Genomic DNA, 17844 nt, shown 5'->3' with positions numbered 1-17844 from the left:
ATTCCTCCCTGTGCGGTGAACACGCACGTGATGCTTACATATCACTGGAGGATGATAATGATATCGCCAGAGGATTGCCAACTCTTCCCCTGGATTTTCAAAACCTGATACAATCAGAAATCATTGCGATTTATGCCCATTCAGTCGACATTGCCTCATTCCCATACCTTTTAATCACGAAGGGAGAAGATGTATTCAACTTGAATCCCGGCAGGGTTGATGACAGACATCTGCCTGACAAGAGATTCTGATTATATCTGAACGGAACTTGTATGAAGACTGATATTTGGTTAGTTAGATATTCTGAAATATTTCTAAAGAGCGAACCGGTCAGGAGATCATGGGAGGATATCCTGATCCGCTCACTGGCAGGCAGGCTGCCTGACTGTTCTGTGACCAGAGAGCGGGGACGGATATGGATATCAGGCCCCGTTGATCCTGACCAGCTCAGATACACATTCGGTGTCCACTCCTTCTCACCATGCAAAAAAGCATCCCTTTCTGACATAAAAGAGGAGACAGCAAGGTATGCTGCAGAGACGGGCATCGGCAAGGCATCTACGTTTGCACTCAGAGTTCACCGGACCGGTGAGCACCCCTTCACCTCTCAGGAGCTGGCACGGGATCTCGGAGATTATTTGAGGAGTTTTCACCCTGAACTACGTGCAGATCTCAAAAATCCGGAGTACGAACTGTATATTGAAGTCAGGGAACAGAACTGTTACTTTTACACTGAAATATTCCCGGGTCCGGGAGGAGTGCCCCCCGGTGCATCAGGAACCCTTGTTGCCCTTCACTCAGGTGGTATCGACTCACCGGTTGCAATGTACATGATGATGAAACGGGGATGTAAAATAATCCCGGTGTACATCAAGATTGCTCCGTTTCATGATGACAGTTCAGAAGAGAGGGCACGTCTCATTGTCGAGCATCTCAAGAGGTATCAGCCAGATCTCTCTCTCCATGTGATCGATGACGGTCAGGTGTATGCAAACCGGATGCAACTCAAAAAGAAGGGAATTGAGAAGTATGCCTGTGTCCTCTGTAAACGGCACCTCTACCGGATTGCTGAGGACATCGCCCGAAAATCAGGGGCGAAGGGGATCGTTACCGGTGAATCCCTGGCCCAGGTCGCATCCCAGACACTTGACAACCTCTTTGTCCTTGATGATGCAGTAGATGTGCCGGTGTATCGTCCGCTCATCGGATATGATAAAGAGGAGACGATCATCATGGCACGAAAGATCGGGACATTCGATCTCTCGATCATGCAGGTCCCGTCCTGCTGCTGTGCCATCCCGTTCAAACCTGCAACAACATCAGAGCGGGAAAGAGTACAAGAGATAGAAGATACCCTGTACAGCGAGTGAAAATTCTTTAGATAACTCTCCAGATAGGATATCCTGCAGGAACAAACCCATGGATCTTATAACAAAACTCTCCAGACTCGAAGGGATACTCAAAGAACATGCACCGATCCTGATCGCATACTCAGGAGGAGTGGATAGTTCACTCCTGGCTGCATTGTCACTGGAGACACTCGGCACTGAAAACGCCCGCTGTGTCCTTGTAGACGGACCTGAAGTCCCACGTAGAGGGGTTGCAGAAGCAATATCTACCGCTACAGCACTCGGTTTGAACATTGAGATAATCAAGGGTGAATCACTTTCAAAAGACCTGAAACAGATCAATCCGTCAGACCGGTGCAGACACTGCAAGATCGGAACATACCAGACTCTTGTAGAAGCAGCCCGGCGATATGGAAGTAACTCAATTGCTGACGGAGCAAACATCTCTGATCTGGGAGAGCACCGTCCCGGAATCGATGCCTTCAGTTCATGCGGCGTGATTCATCCGTTCATTATGGCAGAGATCACAAAACAGGATATCAGGGAGATCGCACGACAGAAAGGACTCCCGTTCTGGGACAAGCCATCTTCTGCATGCCTGTACTCCCGTATCCCGTATGGCGACGAGATAACAGATAAAAAACTGCAGATGATCGAGGAGAGTGAAGAAGTGTTGAAGGGCTTCGGATTCACCCAGGTCAGAGTACGCCATCATGGAAATATCGCACGGATCGAACTGCTGCCTGATGATATGATCAAATTCATGGCCCTGAAAACAGAGATAGAGCAGAAAATTCGGGGTATCGGATTCTCGTATGTCACACTCGACCTTCGGGGATACCGATCAGGAAGCATGGACGAAGTGCTGCCATAACGTGATATATGACCGAAACCGGAGAAGAAGAGGATACCACCAGAGTCATCCTGACTTCTGACCGATTTCGGGTATGGATAGATGATCTGTCTATCGGACATGTACGGGTCATCAAACGAATCAACTTCGGTATGATCATCTCGGCGATACGTCAGATAGTATCAGATCAACAGAAAAAGTCTGAAAAAACCCGGATAATTCGCATATACATTCCCAGATCACTCAGGTCGATTCACTCAGAAAACCTTCAGGCGTTTATTCAGTTTGCAAAAGACTGTGGAAATATCTCAATAGAGGTGATTGAGACTGAAGAACTGCAGAATACTACTCATTAAATCCGGTAAATTTTGTAGAATTACCGGCACAACAACAGCAGAATATGTGTCGTCCGATGTAAAAGTGTTGAGGAGTTGGACGGGTTGAAAGAGTCGAATACCATGATAAACCTGACAGATAAACGTATTGAGCATGAGCAGCTCTTTCGGATTTCCAGGATCTCTGTGATGCTTATACGTAATAACAGACGGTAGCAGAATGAGTCTGAAATACAGTATAAACAGGGCAATAGATATCACTCGTGCACTACCTGATGCGATTGAGAACTCAGGGCTCTTAGCTCCGGAGGAGACCAGAAATTATGCTCCACCTCAGGGGGTGACGGTTGGATCTATCGAGCATATCATCTTCATCACACTCACGCTCTCGATTGACAACGGGAGTAACTCTCCTGCACTCTGGGACTCATCGAGGCAGGCATATGAGGCTGAACAGACGAGATACCTCTTCTCACCTGAGGCACTGTTCAGTGAAGAGGTGGATCAGGTCAGATATGATCTGAAAAATCTCAACATGGAAGGCACCAAGAATAAAAATGTTGAGATCTGGAAGAACGCCGGCACATACCTGTTTCAGAAGTGGGGAGGGGATCCAAAAAATTTCCTCAGTTCATGCCAGTGGGACGGACCTGAAATCCTGAGCCGGATGATACCGGCCCGGTATCATGAGGTGTACGACTTTCAGCATTTCATCGGTGAGAAGAAAGGGCAGTTATGGCTGTCGCTGCTCAAGAGTGAAGCAGGGATAGAGGAACTTGTAAACCTCAATAAAATCCCTCTCCTCACCGATATCCACATCGTCAGGGCAAGTATAGCCCTGGGACTTGTATATGGTTCGTACTCGGGGCAGATGTCACTGATATCTCAAAAGGTCAGGGAGCTCTGGGAGGAGGCACTGACACAAACCGGGTCTGAAGGAGCGTCAATCACCACATTTGGCCTTACAGAAGCCCTTCGTAGCCTTTCACGGAACGGATGCTCACATCGGGACGGAAAGAGAGCCCGATGTCAACACTTTGAGGAGTGCCCGTTCAACCGGTTCTGTGTCGAGGGCATATTTGCACTTGAGAATAAAGGAGCCCTGATCGATACAACAAGTGGAAGTACCCTGGCCTAATGATAGGTACCATTATTCATTATTGCAGAATAACTCCTCAATCACCTTTTTCACTAGCACCCTTCTCTTTCATCCGGGCCAGGTAATCTGTAACAATTATTGAAAATGCGGCCATTCCAAGGGCATTTGCCACGATCATTGGTATAGCAGAGGTGGCGACAATCTCATATGCAACCGAAAATGGCTGAACCATCGAGAGCTGCATAAGCATATGGAGGCCCTCCATCAGGATAGCAAAACAGACAGCAGTACGAACACCACAGAATCGTTTCCCTGATCGCAGATAGATCAAACCACCAATGAGACCTGCCAGGATGGTTGCCAGAGAGCAGGGAATTGCGGTGATACCACCGATCGAATACCGTTGGATCCCTCCGATGAGGCCTGCACCAATACCTGCATACGGACCAGCGATGAGACCTGCAATCATGGGACCGAGATCCCTGATATTTATCTTTGCACCAAGGATCTCAAGACCTGAATATGTCCCATAGATTGAGAGAAGACCAAAGAGAATAGCAATGACCAGGATCTGTCTCCATGTTCCTTTTTGCAGAAGGGTTAGTCTGAGAAATGGTGAAGCCGTGACGACCTGGGCAACAACCACGATAACACAGGCCATCTGGATGAGGATAACCACCATATCGAATGATACATTCATGAATTTGCCGTAATCTCATTTCTGAAGGAGTACTATAAAAATGAATTCGGTTGAAATGTTGCTGCTCTGGCGGTTACATGGAGAGGAAGAGATCTCTATTCCAGAGATTGAATCCCTGGTTCAAACCCCTCGCCATTTCACATGAAATAGCCCTTTATCGGCCCTGCCCAGGTCCCCAACGGGCACCATTGGGGGTATCAAACCTGATCACAGAACCTTTGTTGCATTCCACGAGTCAGCTCCTGCAGAAGAATTTTGTGCCATATCATAGGTTCCATTCCAGTACCGGTCATCTTTAGATATAGTAAATGAGAAATTTCCACTCTCACTCCAGTTTCCAAAGAGTGTTGTTCCATCTTCAGAGACAGTTCCGGTAAATGTCCCGGGTTCATCTCCTGTATCAGGCAATGGGGCATATGAACCGGTAACTGTTACTCCATTCTGAATGAATGTATTTATTACCCGATCTGTCTTCCATGAACCATTCCAGAGTTGTTCAGGATCAAACGACGATTCCATCCTTGTTCCTATTGTAGCGTATGATCCAGATGAGTTCAGGCTGGCATCAGGGCGGACATTTCCAGCCCCGGTATATGACAACTTATCAGAAGTCAACACAAACGCAATGGGACCGGTTTCAGACCATGTTCCGGAAAAAACCCTGCCATCAGATGAGAGAACCCCTTCAAGCAGCCCGGGATCCTGGCTTGAGATATTAAAAGGCTCATAATATCCTTTGATTTCTGAATCACTCTGCTGGATATACAGAGAATACCCTTCAGATTCCCAGGTACCATTCCAGATCTTTTCACTCTGGTTAATCACGCCAGGTGCCTGATCAGCCGTTCCCATACCTGATAGACATAGGAGGCATATCAGGAAAATTCCACACATAATCGCGAATTTCATTCCAGTCTCCTCAATTATAATAGAATAGGGGTTTCCACCTTATGTATTATAATTTTGCATGAAAAAGTCCTTTTCACCGGTCCTACCTGGGGCCCCCAACGGGGCACCGTTGGGGTTTTTATTCGGAACTCATGATATCCCGGGCATACCCTGTACATAAGAGAGCAGATCCTGTAGGAACAGGATACGAATCAGGATATGCATGGTGATCTCCGATTCCGATCTCCCCCATACATGATCCTGATTTTTCATTCATCAGGTTACAGGAATCCCTCCGAATCATGGTTGTTGAGGTTCTGCCCACGCCAAATGGTTTTTTCCAATGTAAGACAGAATATTACTCGGAGAATCGCTTTTTTGTTCAGCGCGTTCTGTCTTTGACATAGAGGATACATACCAACTATTGCTCGTGGATGTATTGCTCATGGTTTTTCCTTTTCGAGTATGATTATCTCAAGTACAATCAGGATTATTTCGAATCTATTTTTTCCACGGAGAGCAAACGTATCACATTATATGATTCCAGACCCCGAAGATGGGGCCTTAGCTGGGAGATACCATGGAAGAGTTATTTATTTCACCTGAATTTCAGATGAGTCTGCTTCTGCTTGTTGCCCTTGCTGGTTATCTGATAGCCTCTCGAATTAACCAGTCCGCAGTAATCGGGCTTATCTTCGTCGGGATTCTCGTTGGTCCGAGTGTTCTCGGATGGATTCAGTACACGGATTTTGTGAGTAGTCTTGCCCATCTGGGTGCAGTGATCCTGCTCTTTGTGATAGGATTGGAATTTAAACTGCATGAGATTATGCAGATTCGAAACGGAATAATTGCCCTTGTCGGAGTGATTATTCCCTGGATCGGAGGATATGGTATTTCAATTCTCTTCGGGTACTCAGGAACCAGTGCGATCTTTATCGGGACAGCACTCACCGCAACGAGCATCGCAATTACGGCAAATGTTCTTCAGGAACTTGACCAGCTCCAGACCAATGCAGCAAAAGCAATCATCGGTGCGGCTGTTATCGATGATATTCTGAGTCTCCTTGCACTATCCATCAGCAATGAAGCTGCCAGCGGATCGATATCAGGAATATCAATTGCATTTATGGCAATCAAAGCGGTGGCATTTGTCATTATCGGAGCGGCAGTAGGGGTTCTGATCATCTCCCGGTTTATCGAATACGTTGACGAAACACCATTTGCCGGAAAATACCCGGAGTTCACCTTCATATTTGCGATGATGATGGCATTTGTTTATGGAATTCTTTCTGAAATGGTTGGGTTATCAGCGATTGTCGGTGCATTCATCGCTGGTGTTTCATTCAACGAGATCAAACTGAAACAGGGTCATGATCTAAAAGAAGGAGCAGGGTATCTCCAGATCATTTTTGCATCAATATTCTTTGTTTCACTTGGAATTATGGTTGATCTGAAAGCAATAACATCTGATATTGCCATATTCCTTGTTGTATTGACAATAATTGCAGTAGTGACCAAATTAATCGGCTGTGGAGTTCCGGCATATTTCAGTGGTATGGGTGTTAAGGAGTCACTCATTGTCGGATTTGGGATGGCACCCCGGGGAGAGGTCGCAATGATTGTCGCATTAATCGGGCTGCAGGAAGGGGTAATAAACCAGGGTATCTATGTCACTATCATCATCATGAGCCTGCTTACAACAATGTTCACTCCGTTAATCTACCGGAACTGTTTCTTCCGGGACTGTAAGAATGGGGTGAATGGTTCATAACTTTTTTAGTAATCTATTATCAGCCATATACAATCCCAGAATCTTGTTATTATCCCGTTGTGTTATTAGATCAACAAATCAGAGAATATCAGATCTGGTTCAGCAGAGATCTCTGATTGAACCAATACACCATTTTTCAGGATATTGCCGTTACATCTACTGGTCATGTAGTTGTGAAGTACCTGGATCCGTATCTGATAGCGCGATCGGCATTCACGTGTAGATTCTTCAGAATCAGGGAACATGAACCCTGATCACAGGAGTTGAGATCTCACCAGCCAGTATGAGATCTGTACTTAAAAGAACCTTATTTTCACCCTGGATTTCTCTGGAGAGAGCTGAGGCCTACAATAATTGCCGCATCTTTTCCATCATTTGAGAGATACAGCCATCAGTTGCACCATTCTTTCGGTTTATCCTTTGTCATGATGACCTTGGTATCAGAATTTGGAGATACCATGACCGGAACCAAAAATATTGCCATCTATGGAAAGGGCGGTATTGGAAAGTCAACGACGACATCCAATATCAGTGCAGCTCTTGCTGACAGTGGCCTGAAGGTCATCCAGATAGGATGCGACCCGAAGAGTGATTCGACCAACAACCTCCGTGGAGGAAAATCAATCCCGTCAGTTCTTGACGCCATCAGGAGCGGCAAGAAGGTCGAGATCGAAGACATCGTGTACGAGGGATTCGGAGGAGTACTCTGTATTGAAGCCGGAGGACCAGAGCCGGGGGTAGGCTGCGCAGGACGAGGAATCATCGCAGCTATCGAACTGCTCAGACAGAAGAAGATCTTCGAGGAGTACAAGCCTGATGTTGTCCTCTATGACGTCCTCGGCGATGTGGTCTGTGGAGGATTCTCGGTCCCAATCCGTGAGGGTGTTGCAGAGCAGGTGTATACGGTAACATCTGCCGATTTCATGGCAGTATACGCTGCAAACAACCTCTTCAAGGGGATTAAGAAGTATGCCAACAGTGGAGGAGCCCTCTTCTCAGGCATCATCGCAAACTCGGTTTCCCTGCCGATCCACAAGGAGATCATCGATGATTTCGCTGCCCAGACCGGGACAACCATCGCCGAGTATGTACCGAGATCGATCACCATCACGAGGAGTGAACTTCGTGGACAGACAGCGGTTGAGTATGACCCTGACTCAGAGCAGGCTGATGTCTACCGCAAGCTTGCAAAAGCGATCATAGCCAACGAGAAGAAGTATGTTCCTGCCCCGCTTGACGCGGAAGGACTGAAAGGATGGGCTGAATCATGGTCAGACCGCCTCCTTGATAAAAAGGAGGAGGGTTCTCACCAGTCAGGAAGAGCAGCTGCAGCCACGTAATTGAAAGGGGATAAAAATGGTATACAACACCAGGGATGAAGCAGAGAAGGAGCTCTACGAGAAGAAGATAGATCTCTCCCAGACCACCTGTCCAAACCGTGAACAACGGGCAAATGGTATCAATATCTTCTATGGGAAAGCGAGTGAGCTCGTCGACCAGGCAAAATCAGGATGCCTCAAGAATCATGAGCGTGGATTCGCACAGTCGTCAGGATGTACGCTCAACTTCTACCTCTCGGTTCGTGTCGGCACGATCAGGGATTCGGCAACGATCTTTCATGCTCCGGTGGGGTGCTCATCGTCGGCACTCGGATACCGTGAGCTCTTCAGGGGAGTCCCTGTCGAGATGGGAAGACCTGCAAACTATGACCTGCACTGGATGACCACAAACCTTCGGGACAAGGATGTCGTATACGGGGCCGGCGACAAGCTGAAAAAGACCATATACGAGGCACAACGCCGTTACAATCCAAAGGCAATCTTCATCCTGACCTCCTGTACTACCGGGATCATCGGTGAAGACATCGAAGGAGCAGTCGCTGATGTACAGCCTCATATCGACGCAACCATCGTTCCGATACACTGTGAAGGCGTTCGATCCCGGTTGGTTCAGACCGGATATGATGCATTCTGGCATGCAATCCTGAAGTACCTGGTGAAAAAACCAGAGAAGAAGCAGGAGGACCTGGTTAATGTTGCAAGTATGCTCTCGTACACCTGGCAGGACAGGCTTGAGATTCAGAGGCTGCTCAGCAAGGTCGGTCTTCGTGCAAACCTGATTCCGGAGTTTGCCAGTGTGGAACAGTTCCAGCAGCTCTCAGAGGCCGCAGTAACTGCACCACTCTGCCCGACGTATACCGATTACATCTCTCGCGGACTCGAGCAGGAGTATGGTGTTCCGTACTTCATGTATCCCTCACCGATGGGTGTTGCAAATACTGATGAGTGGCTCAGACAGATCGGAAAGCATACCGGGAAGGTCGATGAGATCGAGGCGTTGATTGAGGATGAGCACAAGACCTGGGTTCCAAAACTACAGGCGATCAGATCAGAGTTTGACCGGATTGCTGCTGAAAAGGGAAGCAAGGTACGGGTGCTCGGATCACTCGGACAGGGCAGGCTGCTTGCACAGCTCCCGTTCTTTGACGAACTTGGGCTCACATCACCGGCTGCGATGTCACAGGACTATGACAATCTGATCCTTGAGGATCTCGAAGAGGTTATCTCAAAGGTTGGTGACTTCGATCTTCTGGTAAACACGTTCCAGGCCGCAGAGCAGTCACATATCACCCAGCAGCTCGACCCCGATCTGACCCTCAGCTGCCCATTCCAGGGAGGGGCATACAAGAGAGTCAAGGGATCAACCAGGATTCACGCACTTCGTGGAGATCCACATCCGTGGAGTGCACAGAGCGGGTACACCGGAGCGATCGCCTTTGGAAATTTCCTCCTCCAGGCACTTAAGAGTACCTCGTTCCAGAAGACCCTCAAAGCGAAGACAAAAGACAGTTACCGCGAGTGGTGGTTCAAACAGTCAAACCCACTCTACTACATGAAACCGGAGAGCATCTAATGAGCAGTGCAGAAGCAGAATCGACATCTGAAGATTATTCAGAAGGGAGAGCATTAGAAGCACCGAGATTCTCCTGTGCACTTGGAGGAGCACTCGGAACTGCACTCGGGATATATGGATCAGTTCCAATCCTTCACTCAGGAGCCGGCTGTGGTATCGGCCAGCTCTTCGGGCAGCTCTATGCCGGGGGCCAGAACGCAGGTGGTCCACAGGGAGGAACCAGTACTCCCTGTTCCTCACTTGTCGAGCACCACGTCGTCTTTGGCGGTGAGGAGAAACTGAGGGATCTCATCTCGGCAAGTACTGAACTGATGGAAGGGGATCTCTACGCAGTGATCACCGGTTGTGTTCCATCACTTATCGGAGATGACGTGAGTGCGGTTGTCAGACCATTTAGAGAGGAGAAGGACATCATCTATGTGAAGACTTCCGGGTTTACCGGAAATTCATATGAAGGGTATGAACTCTTCTTTGAAGCAGTAATCAACGACCTGCTCAAACCAGCTGAGAAGATCAAGCCGAAGACGGTGAACATATTCGGAATAGTTCCATATCAGCATGTCTTCTGGAAAGGAGATGCAAAAGTCATAAAGGATCTGCTTGCGAGAATCGGAATAACCGCAAATGTGTTCCTTGCCGAGTTTGACGGAACCGATCAGCTCAGAAACATCCCATCTGCAGAGTATAACATCGTCCTCTCGACATGGAACGGTCACCGGGTTGTAAACCTGCTGAAAGAGAAGTTCAACACACCGTATCTGACATTCCCATCAGTCCCAATCGGGCCAAAACAGACCGCAGAGTTTCTCCGGACTGTTGGAAAAGCACTCAATGTTTCAGAGGGCGTTGTTGAGAAGGTCATTGAATCTGAAGAGCGACGGGTGTACCGGTTCATTGAATACGGTGGTGACGCTCACATGCTGGTCAGACCACATCCGTTCTTTGCGGTAGTGGCTGATTCAGGCATTGCAATAGGGATTACCCGGTTCCTGGTTAATGAACTCGGGTATTTGCCTGATGTCGTCCAGATCTCTGATGAACCACCGGAGGAGGTCAGGGCAGAGATCATAAAACACCTCACCGAAGGCCTTGAGACCCCGGTTAAACCTGATGTGATATTTGAGACCGATTCATATCTCGTGCGACAGAATCTGAAGAACCGCCCATTTATGTTCCTGTATGCAAGTTCGCTCGAAGCACCAACTGCACTGCAGGAGTATGGAGCACTGCCGATAACCGTCTCATTCCCAACGATGAACCGGCTCATCTTAAACCGGACCTATGCCGGGTTTGATGGTGCTCTCACGCTCTTTGAAGAGACGATCAGCACCTTTGTCGGACCGCTGTAAGGAGGGGTATATGTACGTGTAGTCAATAATTTCGTGAGACCAGAATTCCGGGCATAAAGGGAAGATCAGACATCTACTGCTTTCCCAATCTCCAGATTGTAGGTCCTAACCTACAATCTTACTTCCTTACGGGAACTTTCGGATATGGGTACTGGTTCTTCAGGCATATTGACCAGTACCCTGATTCCACAGGAGAGAAAACAGAGTATAACCGGGGGTGGAGTTGTACTATCAAAACCCCAACGGTGCCCCGTTGGGGGCCCCAGGTAAGACCGGTGAAAAGGTCTTTTTCATGCAAAAAGGGAGTTATATGATCTTTTCTCCGACTGTCGGTCCTGGAGTGCAGGAGAATACTTCCCGTATCTTAACAATGAGAAGTCCTTTTGCAGGAGCCTGTGCCATTTTTGATCTTACAGTTTCATGCATCTTATCAAACTCAGGACCCGATGTCTTCAGTTCCACATCACCCTTTATCTGAAAGCAACCTTGGGTTTCTGGGCCCCAAATAAAGATGGATAGTTTAGGATTTTCCCTAATGTTTGCAAGGGTTTTTTTCATGAAATTGTCAGCAATCCAGATTGTATCATCACTAGCGAGTTCAACAAATCCGATAGGAACAACATTCGGCCATCCTTCTTTTGAGGCAGTTGCAACCGGGAAAACTTTTATGGTTGAAAATGCCGCTTTCATTTCTGCTGTGAGTGCTACCATCTGTATCAACTACTATTCTGTCGAATACAAAGATATACTGAATCGTCATAAAAGTATACTTCCCACCTGTTTGATACAGATTTATAACTTACTTCATCACTTTGGGGAATAAAATGACTAAAATTTCTGAAATTTCAACCGATTTTACCCGCATTTTAAACGAATTGCAGGAGATGCGATCAGACTTAAAAAAGTACTCAGAACAAATGTATCATCTCCAATCCTCTTCATTTCTGAAAGAATTTCAAAAAAATTGCAGTGAAGTCATGATGAAAGGTTATCAGGATGCGGGGTGCGAGTCAATTGGGAAGGTAGCTGCAGGCTGCACGAACTGGACGAGATGTCACCCAGTATTCAAAGAACTCCTTGGTGATATTCTGAACTACCTTAATTCAGGTGAACTCACTTCAGATGATATACAATCAGTTCGGAAAAAAGCACAGGTAATACAATCCCGGTCCACACATGATAACTGTGAATTATGTCACCAGGAAGTCATCCAACAACTCGATAAACAAATAGAGATGCTTCGTGCAATAGGTGTCTACAAGGAGGGAGAAGAAATTTCAGAACTTGTAATGTCTATACCAGAGGGGGAGAGTGCTGCTCTTTTCAATGAGGGACTCAGTAGTCCTGTTCGGATTCAAATTCTCAAATTGCTTTACTGTGGTGGTAAGTCATTCACCGATTTGTCGTCTGCGACCGGGCTCCGTGGAGGAAATCTTCTCTTTCATCTGGAAAAACTACAAAAGTGCGGGATGATTCATAAGAAGGGGGAATATCTGATGAGTTATCGAGGATATGAAGTGTTACACTCAGTGGCCCATCTTTTCAGAGAGTCCTTTACGTAGGGTGAATGAGCATCGGATTTGAGGAGATACATCTCTCGTGCGACAGAACCTGAAGAACCGCCCATTCATGTTCCTGTATGCAAGTTCGCTCGAAGCACCAACTGTACTGCAGGAGTATGGAGCACTGCCGATAACCGTCTCATTCCCAACGATGAACCGGCTCATCTTAAACCGGACCTACGCAGGATTTGATGGTGCTCTCACTCTCTTTGAAGAGACGATCAACACCTTTGTCGGACACGGTAAGGGGGGGTATATGCACGTGTCGTCAATAATATCGTGGGACCAGAATTCCGGGCATAAAGGGAAGATCAGACATCTGCTACTTTCCCAATCTCCAGATTGTAGCTCCTAACCTACAATCTTACTTCCTCACGGGAAAGATCATCGGATATGGGTACTGGTAATTCAGGCATATGTACCAGCACCCTGGTTCCACAGGAGAGAAAACAGAATATACGATCTGTTGTTTTTGAGTAGCCTCATCGAAGGCATCCCGATGATAATCGTTTTTACAAGTAAGAGTGCAATCGTTTAATTCCCTGGATTAACTCAATACTTCTTCAGTGCATGAAAGGCACGGTTCACACCATAGTAGGGCAAATTCACCAAAATAGAAAGCAATTTAGTATGAATCGTTTTTCTATATTACCTTTCAGTTTCATCCATGTTCCTATGAAACAACTATGTTTCTTAACTCTTTTTCATTGATACGATATCACATGTATTGAGACAGTTACACACACTTATCTCATTCCCTGTTTGAGCAAAGAATCCAAGCATCTTGAATCGAATTTTTTAAGAATTCATTCTCCGTGAAATATCAGATCGGTAAGAGTTAGGGAGCTGGATCAGCCTTCATAATAACCAGCCCGGCACTTGAAATTTGCAACCTTGGTGTGTCAAATATCATCTAGGAGCAAAAAAATTTGTATTTTGCTTGCCTATGTCATGTTACTTACAATAATTCCCTGGTTTCTTGAAACACATTCATCTCATGGACCTGCATTGTCGAATAACTAAAATCGGGACAAAACATTGAAACAGGACAGGTATTATGGATCAAACAACTAAATTAGAAAAACTTGAAGAAATACTCCAAAAACATGCCCCCATGTTGGTTGCATATTCCGGAGGGGTAGACAGTACGCTCCTTGCGGCAATTGCCAATGAGGTTCTTGGAAAAGAACAGGTTCATTGTGTACTCGTCGATGGTCCGGAGGTCCCTCGGAAAGAGGTTGCAAAGGCTGTCGAGACTGCTGAAAATCTTGGGTTTTCTTTGGAAGTGATACCTGGTGAATCTTTATCTACCGAATTAAAAAAGATCAATCCCCATGATCGGTGCAGGCATTGTAAAATTGGGACATACCATACTCTCATAAAGGCAGCAACACAGCATAGGTGCAGTTTTATTGCTGATGGGGCAAATGTATCTGATCTGGGAGAACATCGCCCGGGAATTGAAGCATTTAGTTCTTGTGGGGTTATTCACCCGTTCATTCTTGCGGATATCACCAAAACAGACATCAGGGAGATAGCCAAATTCAGAGGATTTTCTTTCTGGGATAAACCCTCTGCAGCATGCCTCTATTCCCGTATCCCTTATGGAGAGGAGATTACTGATGTAAAATTGCGGATGATTGAGGAAGGGGAAGAGATCCTAAAAGTACTCGGAGTCAGGCAGGTTAGAGTCAGACATCATGACACCATAGCAAGAATTGAAGTTCTTCCTCAGGATATCATCAGAATTATTGACCAACGATTACCAATCGAAGAAAAATTCCGTAATATTGGGTTTTCTTACGTAACAATCGACCTGAAAGGGTACCGTTCCGGGAGTATGGATGAAGTTTTATCAGAAAATCAGCAGTCATAGTCATCTTCATGGTGAACTGATATTGAACATTTGAAATTCGGTTCATGAAACGAAACAGTGGTTTGGATTTCATCCTTTCTTTTATCTATGAGAATAATTAGTGATTTTTCATGAAAAAAAGGGTATTCATCAGAATTACAACAGTCCTCCTTCTCATGACGACAATTGTCTCCGTGATAACCGGTATCATCAAATGGCCAGGATTCATTTCTACCTTTGGACTGAGTTATCGGCATATCCCTCTTGCTTTAATCACAGACATCCACGACTGGTCTGGATTATGCATGATCATTTTCTGTAGTATCCATGTGTTCCAATTCCGTAGAGCAGTCAAAAGGATGATCCTCAAATTATTCACAACAGATTGATCTGAAAACTCAGGCTATCTGATAAAATTTGTGAAGATGTATTGTTCTTTTACCGGGAGTTGTACGCCTGCTTTCAATCCAGCTTCCTTGCATTTTAGGAAAAATGCCATATTCCGTGCAAGTACTCGCATGATTTGCAGGCCTTCAAGATCATTTTCGACATCCTCAGGTTTTCCTCCATGTACCATATTCCAGTATCGGGAGGATATTACAGGCATTTCCGAGATGGTGAAGTACTTGATGAGTTGATCAAATGCAGCTGTCGTTCCTGCTCTTCGTGCGGAAACGATTCCTGCGGCTGGTTTCATGTAAAATGTCTTTTTACCTGCCTGAAGATCGGTATAGAATGCCCTATCCATAAATGAGGTCATTGCACCCGATATCGCTGCATAATGGACCGGAGATCCGAATATGAAACCATCAGCATCGCAAGCAATCTCCAGAAATTCATTGACAGAGTCATCAAATATGCATTGGCCTGTCTTTGCACAGGACTTACAGGCCGTACAACCGGCAAGTGGTTTTATACCAATCCAGAAGATCTCGCTATCCAACCCTTCTTCATTCAGGGTTTTTTCTATTTCAGTCAATGCAGTATGTGTACAACCCTTCTTATGCGGGCTCCCATTCACCAGTATTACCTTCATGTCATCTCCTCTACATCGGTGGTATATAATCTGAGTGTTTCTTGTATGACAGACCGGTATCACCGATGTTTTTGTAGAAAAATGATAGGAAGGTTTCTCTAAAATAATGCATACAAACATACATGAGACATACTTACCGGTTTGATACCCATGATCGATACCCCAGGGAAATACAAATATAATTGGCCAATTGAGGCAACAATGGATATTATTGGAGGAAAATGGAAACCTCTATTAATTTATCAATTAAAGGAAGGGACGTTACGCTTCAGTGAGTTCTTAAGCAAAGTTAAACCCAAGATCACACAACGCATGCTGACAAAGATACTTCGGGAAATGGAGAGTGATGGTCTCATCACCCGGAAAGTCTATGCACAGGTGCCTCCGAAAGTAGAATATTCCCTAACTGAAAAAGCAGAATCCCTCATTCCAATCCTTGATCAACTTTGTGAGTGGGGATCGGAACATATGGCTGATGATATTGAGTTTAAATGCGAAGAAGAATAAGCACACATACACAGATCTGGTTGCAAGGTATTCAATAAAAGGTGAATAAAAGATTATGCCTGTTTGAAACTCTGAGATTCTCCAATTATTGCACGAAGACAGTTAGCACTCTCAAAATCTTTCTTTCCCATCCCGTATCCAATCTTTTCAACCTTCATCACTGGCATTGATACAAAGTCTGATGAGAAATATCTTAGTAAAGCAGCTCCTGTTGGTGTGCAGAGTTCTCCTTTGATCGTTCCACCATAGATCGGGACACCATTGAGAATATGTGCCGTTGCAGGAGCAGGTACCGGCAGGATTCCATGTGCACATGCAACCTCCCCTGATCCGACATGAACAGGGGAAGAAAGCACGTAATCTACCCCAAGTTCACTCATTAAAAGGCATACCCCGGCAACATCTGCGATTGCATCCATCATTCCTACCTCATGAAAATGAACCTGTTTCACAGGTTTTTGATGAACCTGACTTTCTGCAGCTGCAATGATCGTGTACACAGCAATTACATCATCTCGAACAATTAAAGGGAGATCCAGATGATGTATGATGTGCTTGATGTCAGACATCGAGGTGTGCTGATGTTCATGAGGAGGATCATGATGGTGGAGATGATCGCTCCCTTCTTCTATCCCATGTATGGTAACGATGATCTGCGTTCCACAAATCCCGCACTTTTCTGCTGACACTGCCTGAATAAAAACACCAGGAATTTGTAGAGCGTTGAGCCTCTGCAAAAAACCTTCAGGATTTGGATGTAACTCAAGCAGTGCTGACATGAGCATATCCCCTGATGCACCCATGCTGCAATCAAGGTAGAGGACTTTCATTCAACCCCAATGTGATTGATCATACTCGCCAGATATCCGGCTCCAAATCCATTGTCAATATTCACCACGCTTATTCCACTAGCACAGGAGTTGAGCATGGACAAGAGAGCAGCCAGACCACCAAATGATGCCCCGTATCCAACGCTTGTTGGCACTGCAATGACCGGGCAGTCGGCAAAACCCCCGATTACACTGGCCAGTGCTCCTTCCATTCCTGCAATAGCGATGATGACCCGGGCACTCATGATATCCTCAACATGAGCAAGTAACCGGTGCATTCCTGCAACTCCAACATCATAAAGCCGTGTAACCTCATTTCCAAGAGCCATAGCAGTAAGTGCTGCTTCTTCAGCAACCGGAATATCACTTGTTCCCCCGGTAGCAAGAACAATCTTTCCTGCACCATTTGGTTCAGGTATCTCACCGATAATTCCTACTTTCCCAATGTCATAATAATGTAATGGAAGTAATTTCCCCACATACTCAGCAGCCTCATTATTAATCCGGGTAATCAGAACTGTCTTCTGGCCATGAGAGAGCAGGGACGATGATATTTCTGCAATCTGCTCTGGTGTCTTTCCTGCTCCATAGATCACTTCTGCTATACCCTGGCGAAGGCCACGGTGATGGTCTATCTTGGCAAATCCCATATCCTCAAACGGCTCTGTCCTGAATTGCAATATTGCCTCATCAACAGACAAAGAACCATCTGCAACTTGTTTTAATATTGTTCTAATTTTATGTTTGTCCATTCAATCACCTCCGCATATGTTGATGAAATCATCTCATGTTTTAAA

The 17844-nt window shown here is 45.9% G+C and carries 19 protein-coding genes; 13 read left to right on the top strand and 6 right to left on the bottom strand.

Annotated features, from left to right (window positions below):
• Nucleotides 1-272 precede the first annotated feature (272 nt).
• The 4 genes from thiI (at nucleotide 273) to ACHZA2_RS10660 (ending at nucleotide 3675) form a co-directional block, all read left to right on the top strand.
• Complete coding sequence (gene thiI / locus ACHZA2_RS10675; protein WP_319538840.1) at nucleotides 273-1370, top strand: tRNA uracil 4-sulfurtransferase ThiI; 1098 nt, start codon at nucleotides 273-275, stop codon at nucleotides 1368-1370.
• Between the two features lie 49 nt (nucleotides 1371-1419).
• Entirely contained in the window at nucleotides 1420-2223 is an 804-nt protein-coding gene (larE, locus tag ACHZA2_RS10670; RefSeq protein ID WP_319579691.1) for an ATP-dependent sacrificial sulfur transferase LarE, read from the top strand.
• 8 nt (nucleotides 2224-2231) lie between these two features.
• On the top strand, nucleotides 2232-2558 hold the full coding sequence (locus ACHZA2_RS10665) for a hypothetical protein (RefSeq protein ID WP_319579690.1): 327 nt from the start codon (nucleotides 2232-2234) through the stop codon (nucleotides 2556-2558).
• Between the two features lie 199 nt (nucleotides 2559-2757).
• Entirely contained in the window at nucleotides 2758-3675 is a 918-nt protein-coding gene (locus ACHZA2_RS10660; protein WP_319579689.1) for a hypothetical protein, read from the top strand.
• A gap of 37 nt (nucleotides 3676-3712) precedes the next feature.
• On the opposite strand, the gene ACHZA2_RS10655 is transcribed toward ACHZA2_RS10660, so the two are convergent.
• Nucleotides 3713-4336 carry a LytS/YhcK type 5TM receptor domain-containing protein gene (locus ACHZA2_RS10655; protein WP_319579688.1) on the bottom strand — a complete coding sequence of 208 codons (624 nt, stop codon included), beginning with the start codon at nucleotides 4334-4336 and terminating at the stop codon, nucleotides 3713-3715.
• Between the two features lie 207 nt (nucleotides 4337-4543).
• A complete protein-coding gene (locus ACHZA2_RS10650) occupies nucleotides 4544-5245 on the bottom strand; it encodes a hypothetical protein (RefSeq protein ID WP_319579687.1) in 702 nt (233 codons plus the stop codon).
• 559 nt (nucleotides 5246-5804) lie between these two features.
• On the opposite strand from ACHZA2_RS10650, the gene ACHZA2_RS10645 reads away from it, so the two are divergent.
• The 4 genes from ACHZA2_RS10645 to ACHZA2_RS10630 all read left to right on the top strand — a co-directional run bounded on the left by ACHZA2_RS10645 (nucleotide 5805) and on the right by ACHZA2_RS10630 (nucleotide 11257).
• Nucleotides 5805-6995, top strand: coding sequence for a cation:proton antiporter (locus tag ACHZA2_RS10645; protein ID WP_319579686.1), 1191 nt, complete (start codon nucleotides 5805-5807; stop codon nucleotides 6993-6995).
• Nucleotides 6996-7453: 458 nt separating this feature from the next.
• Nucleotides 7454-8335, top strand: a complete 882-nt coding sequence (locus ACHZA2_RS10640) for an AAA family ATPase (RefSeq protein ID WP_394698550.1) — start codon at nucleotides 7454-7456, stop codon at nucleotides 8333-8335.
• Between the two features lie 16 nt (nucleotides 8336-8351).
• Nucleotides 8352-9908, top strand: coding sequence for a nitrogenase component 1 (locus ACHZA2_RS10635; protein ID WP_319579684.1), 1557 nt, complete (start codon nucleotides 8352-8354; stop codon nucleotides 9906-9908).
• Entirely contained in the window at nucleotides 9908-11257 is a 1350-nt protein-coding gene (locus tag ACHZA2_RS10630; protein ID WP_319579683.1) for a nitrogenase component 1, read from the top strand. Before ACHZA2_RS10635 ends, ACHZA2_RS10630 begins: the two co-directional genes overlap by 1 nt.
• A gap of 306 nt (nucleotides 11258-11563) precedes the next feature.
• On the opposite strand, the gene ACHZA2_RS10625 is transcribed toward ACHZA2_RS10630, so the two are convergent.
• Nucleotides 11564-11968 carry a pyridoxamine 5'-phosphate oxidase family protein gene (locus ACHZA2_RS10625; protein WP_319579682.1) on the bottom strand — a complete coding sequence of 135 codons (405 nt, stop codon included), beginning with the start codon at nucleotides 11966-11968 and terminating at the stop codon, nucleotides 11564-11566.
• Between the two features lie 266 nt (nucleotides 11969-12234).
• On the opposite strand from ACHZA2_RS10625, the gene ACHZA2_RS10620 reads away from it, so the two are divergent.
• The 4 genes from ACHZA2_RS10620 (at nucleotide 12235) to ACHZA2_RS10605 (ending at nucleotide 15063) form a co-directional block, all read left to right on the top strand.
• The gene (locus ACHZA2_RS10620; protein ID WP_319579681.1) at nucleotides 12235-12819 is read left to right on the top strand and encodes a winged helix-turn-helix domain-containing protein; all 585 of its coding nucleotides are present in this window, start codon (nucleotides 12235-12237) and stop codon (nucleotides 12817-12819) included.
• Between the two features lie 37 nt (nucleotides 12820-12856).
• Nucleotides 12857-13174, top strand: coding sequence for a hypothetical protein (locus tag ACHZA2_RS10615; protein ID WP_319579680.1), 318 nt, complete (start codon nucleotides 12857-12859; stop codon nucleotides 13172-13174).
• 702 nt (nucleotides 13175-13876) lie between these two features.
• Nucleotides 13877-14695 carry an ATP-dependent sacrificial sulfur transferase LarE gene (gene larE / locus ACHZA2_RS10610; RefSeq protein ID WP_319579679.1) on the top strand — a complete coding sequence of 273 codons (819 nt, stop codon included), beginning with the start codon at nucleotides 13877-13879 and terminating at the stop codon, nucleotides 14693-14695.
• 110 nt (nucleotides 14696-14805) lie between these two features.
• Nucleotides 14806-15063 carry a DUF4405 domain-containing protein gene (locus ACHZA2_RS10605; RefSeq protein WP_394698549.1) on the top strand — a complete coding sequence of 86 codons (258 nt, stop codon included), beginning with the start codon at nucleotides 14806-14808 and terminating at the stop codon, nucleotides 15061-15063.
• Between the two features lie 14 nt (nucleotides 15064-15077).
• Here the strand turns inward: ACHZA2_RS10605 and ACHZA2_RS10600 are convergent, their stop codons facing one another.
• Nucleotides 15078-15710, bottom strand: coding sequence for a flavodoxin family protein (locus tag ACHZA2_RS10600; RefSeq protein ID WP_319579678.1), 633 nt, complete (start codon nucleotides 15708-15710; stop codon nucleotides 15078-15080).
• 150 nt (nucleotides 15711-15860) lie between these two features.
• On the opposite strand from ACHZA2_RS10600, the gene ACHZA2_RS10595 reads away from it, so the two are divergent.
• A complete protein-coding gene (locus ACHZA2_RS10595) occupies nucleotides 15861-16217 on the top strand; it encodes a helix-turn-helix domain-containing protein (protein WP_319579677.1) in 357 nt (118 codons plus the stop codon).
• 53 nt (nucleotides 16218-16270) lie between these two features.
• Here the strand turns inward: ACHZA2_RS10595 and ACHZA2_RS10590 are convergent, their stop codons facing one another.
• Together ACHZA2_RS10590 and larB are read right to left on the bottom strand one after the other, a co-directional pair.
• Nucleotides 16271-17047, bottom strand: a complete 777-nt coding sequence (locus ACHZA2_RS10590; RefSeq protein ID WP_319579676.1) for a LarC family nickel insertion protein — start codon at nucleotides 17045-17047, stop codon at nucleotides 16271-16273.
• Nucleotides 17044-17799, bottom strand: a complete 756-nt coding sequence (larB, locus tag ACHZA2_RS10585) for a nickel pincer cofactor biosynthesis protein LarB (RefSeq protein WP_319579675.1) — start codon at nucleotides 17797-17799, stop codon at nucleotides 17044-17046. Before larB ends, ACHZA2_RS10590 begins: the two co-directional genes overlap by 4 nt.
• Between the last annotated feature and the right edge of the window lie 45 nt (nucleotides 17800-17844).

Origin of the sequence: uncultured Methanospirillum sp. (assembly GCF_963668415.2) — an archaeon.
GTDB lineage: Archaea > Halobacteriota > Methanomicrobia > Methanomicrobiales > Methanospirillaceae > Methanospirillum.
Note: the sequence above shows the minus strand (reverse complement) of the source record. Positions and strands in the feature narration are given on the sequence as shown.

Bases quoted from the DNA above. Each gene is read 5' to 3' on its own strand.
- ACHZA2_RS10655 (WP_319579688.1), bottom strand. From the start codon at position 4,336: ATGAATGTATCATTCGATATGGTGGTTATCCTCATCCAGATGGCCTGT.
- ACHZA2_RS10595 (WP_319579677.1), top strand. From the start codon at position 15,861: ATGATCGATACCCCAGGGAAATACAAATATAATTGGCCAATTGAGGCA.
- larE (WP_319579691.1), top strand. From the start codon at position 1,420: ATGGATCTTATAACAAAACTCTCCAGACTCGAAGGGATACTCAAAGAA.
- ACHZA2_RS10605 (WP_394698549.1), top strand. From the start codon at position 14,806: ATGAAAAAAAGGGTATTCATCAGAATTACAACAGTCCTCCTTCTCATG.
- ACHZA2_RS10630 (WP_319579683.1), top strand. From the start codon at position 9,908: ATGAGCAGTGCAGAAGCAGAATCGACATCTGAAGATTATTCAGAAGGG.
- thiI (WP_319538840.1), top strand. From the start codon at position 273: ATGAAGACTGATATTTGGTTAGTTAGATATTCTGAAATATTTCTAAAG.
- larE (WP_319579679.1), top strand. From the start codon at position 13,877: ATGGATCAAACAACTAAATTAGAAAAACTTGAAGAAATACTCCAAAAA.
- ACHZA2_RS10660 (WP_319579689.1), top strand. From the start codon at position 2,758: ATGAGTCTGAAATACAGTATAAACAGGGCAATAGATATCACTCGTGCA.
- ACHZA2_RS10645 (WP_319579686.1), top strand. From the start codon at position 5,805: ATGGAAGAGTTATTTATTTCACCTGAATTTCAGATGAGTCTGCTTCTG.
- larB (WP_319579675.1), bottom strand. From the start codon at position 17,799: ATGGACAAACATAAAATTAGAACAATATTAAAACAAGTTGCAGATGGT.
- ACHZA2_RS10600 (WP_319579678.1), bottom strand. From the start codon at position 15,710: ATGAAGGTAATACTGGTGAATGGGAGCCCGCATAAGAAGGGTTGTACA.
- ACHZA2_RS10620 (WP_319579681.1), top strand. From the start codon at position 12,235: ATGATGAAAGGTTATCAGGATGCGGGGTGCGAGTCAATTGGGAAGGTA.
- ACHZA2_RS10640 (WP_394698550.1), top strand. From the start codon at position 7,454: ATGACCGGAACCAAAAATATTGCCATCTATGGAAAGGGCGGTATTGGA.
- ACHZA2_RS10590 (WP_319579676.1), bottom strand. From the start codon at position 17,047: ATGAAAGTCCTCTACCTTGATTGCAGCATGGGTGCATCAGGGGATATG.
- ACHZA2_RS10635 (WP_319579684.1), top strand. From the start codon at position 8,352: ATGGTATACAACACCAGGGATGAAGCAGAGAAGGAGCTCTACGAGAAG.
- ACHZA2_RS10665 (WP_319579690.1), top strand. From the start codon at position 2,232: ATGACCGAAACCGGAGAAGAAGAGGATACCACCAGAGTCATCCTGACT.
- ACHZA2_RS10625 (WP_319579682.1), bottom strand. From the start codon at position 11,968: ATGGTAGCACTCACAGCAGAAATGAAAGCGGCATTTTCAACCATAAAA.
- ACHZA2_RS10650 (WP_319579687.1), bottom strand. From the start codon at position 5,245: ATGAAATTCGCGATTATGTGTGGAATTTTCCTGATATGCCTCCTATGT.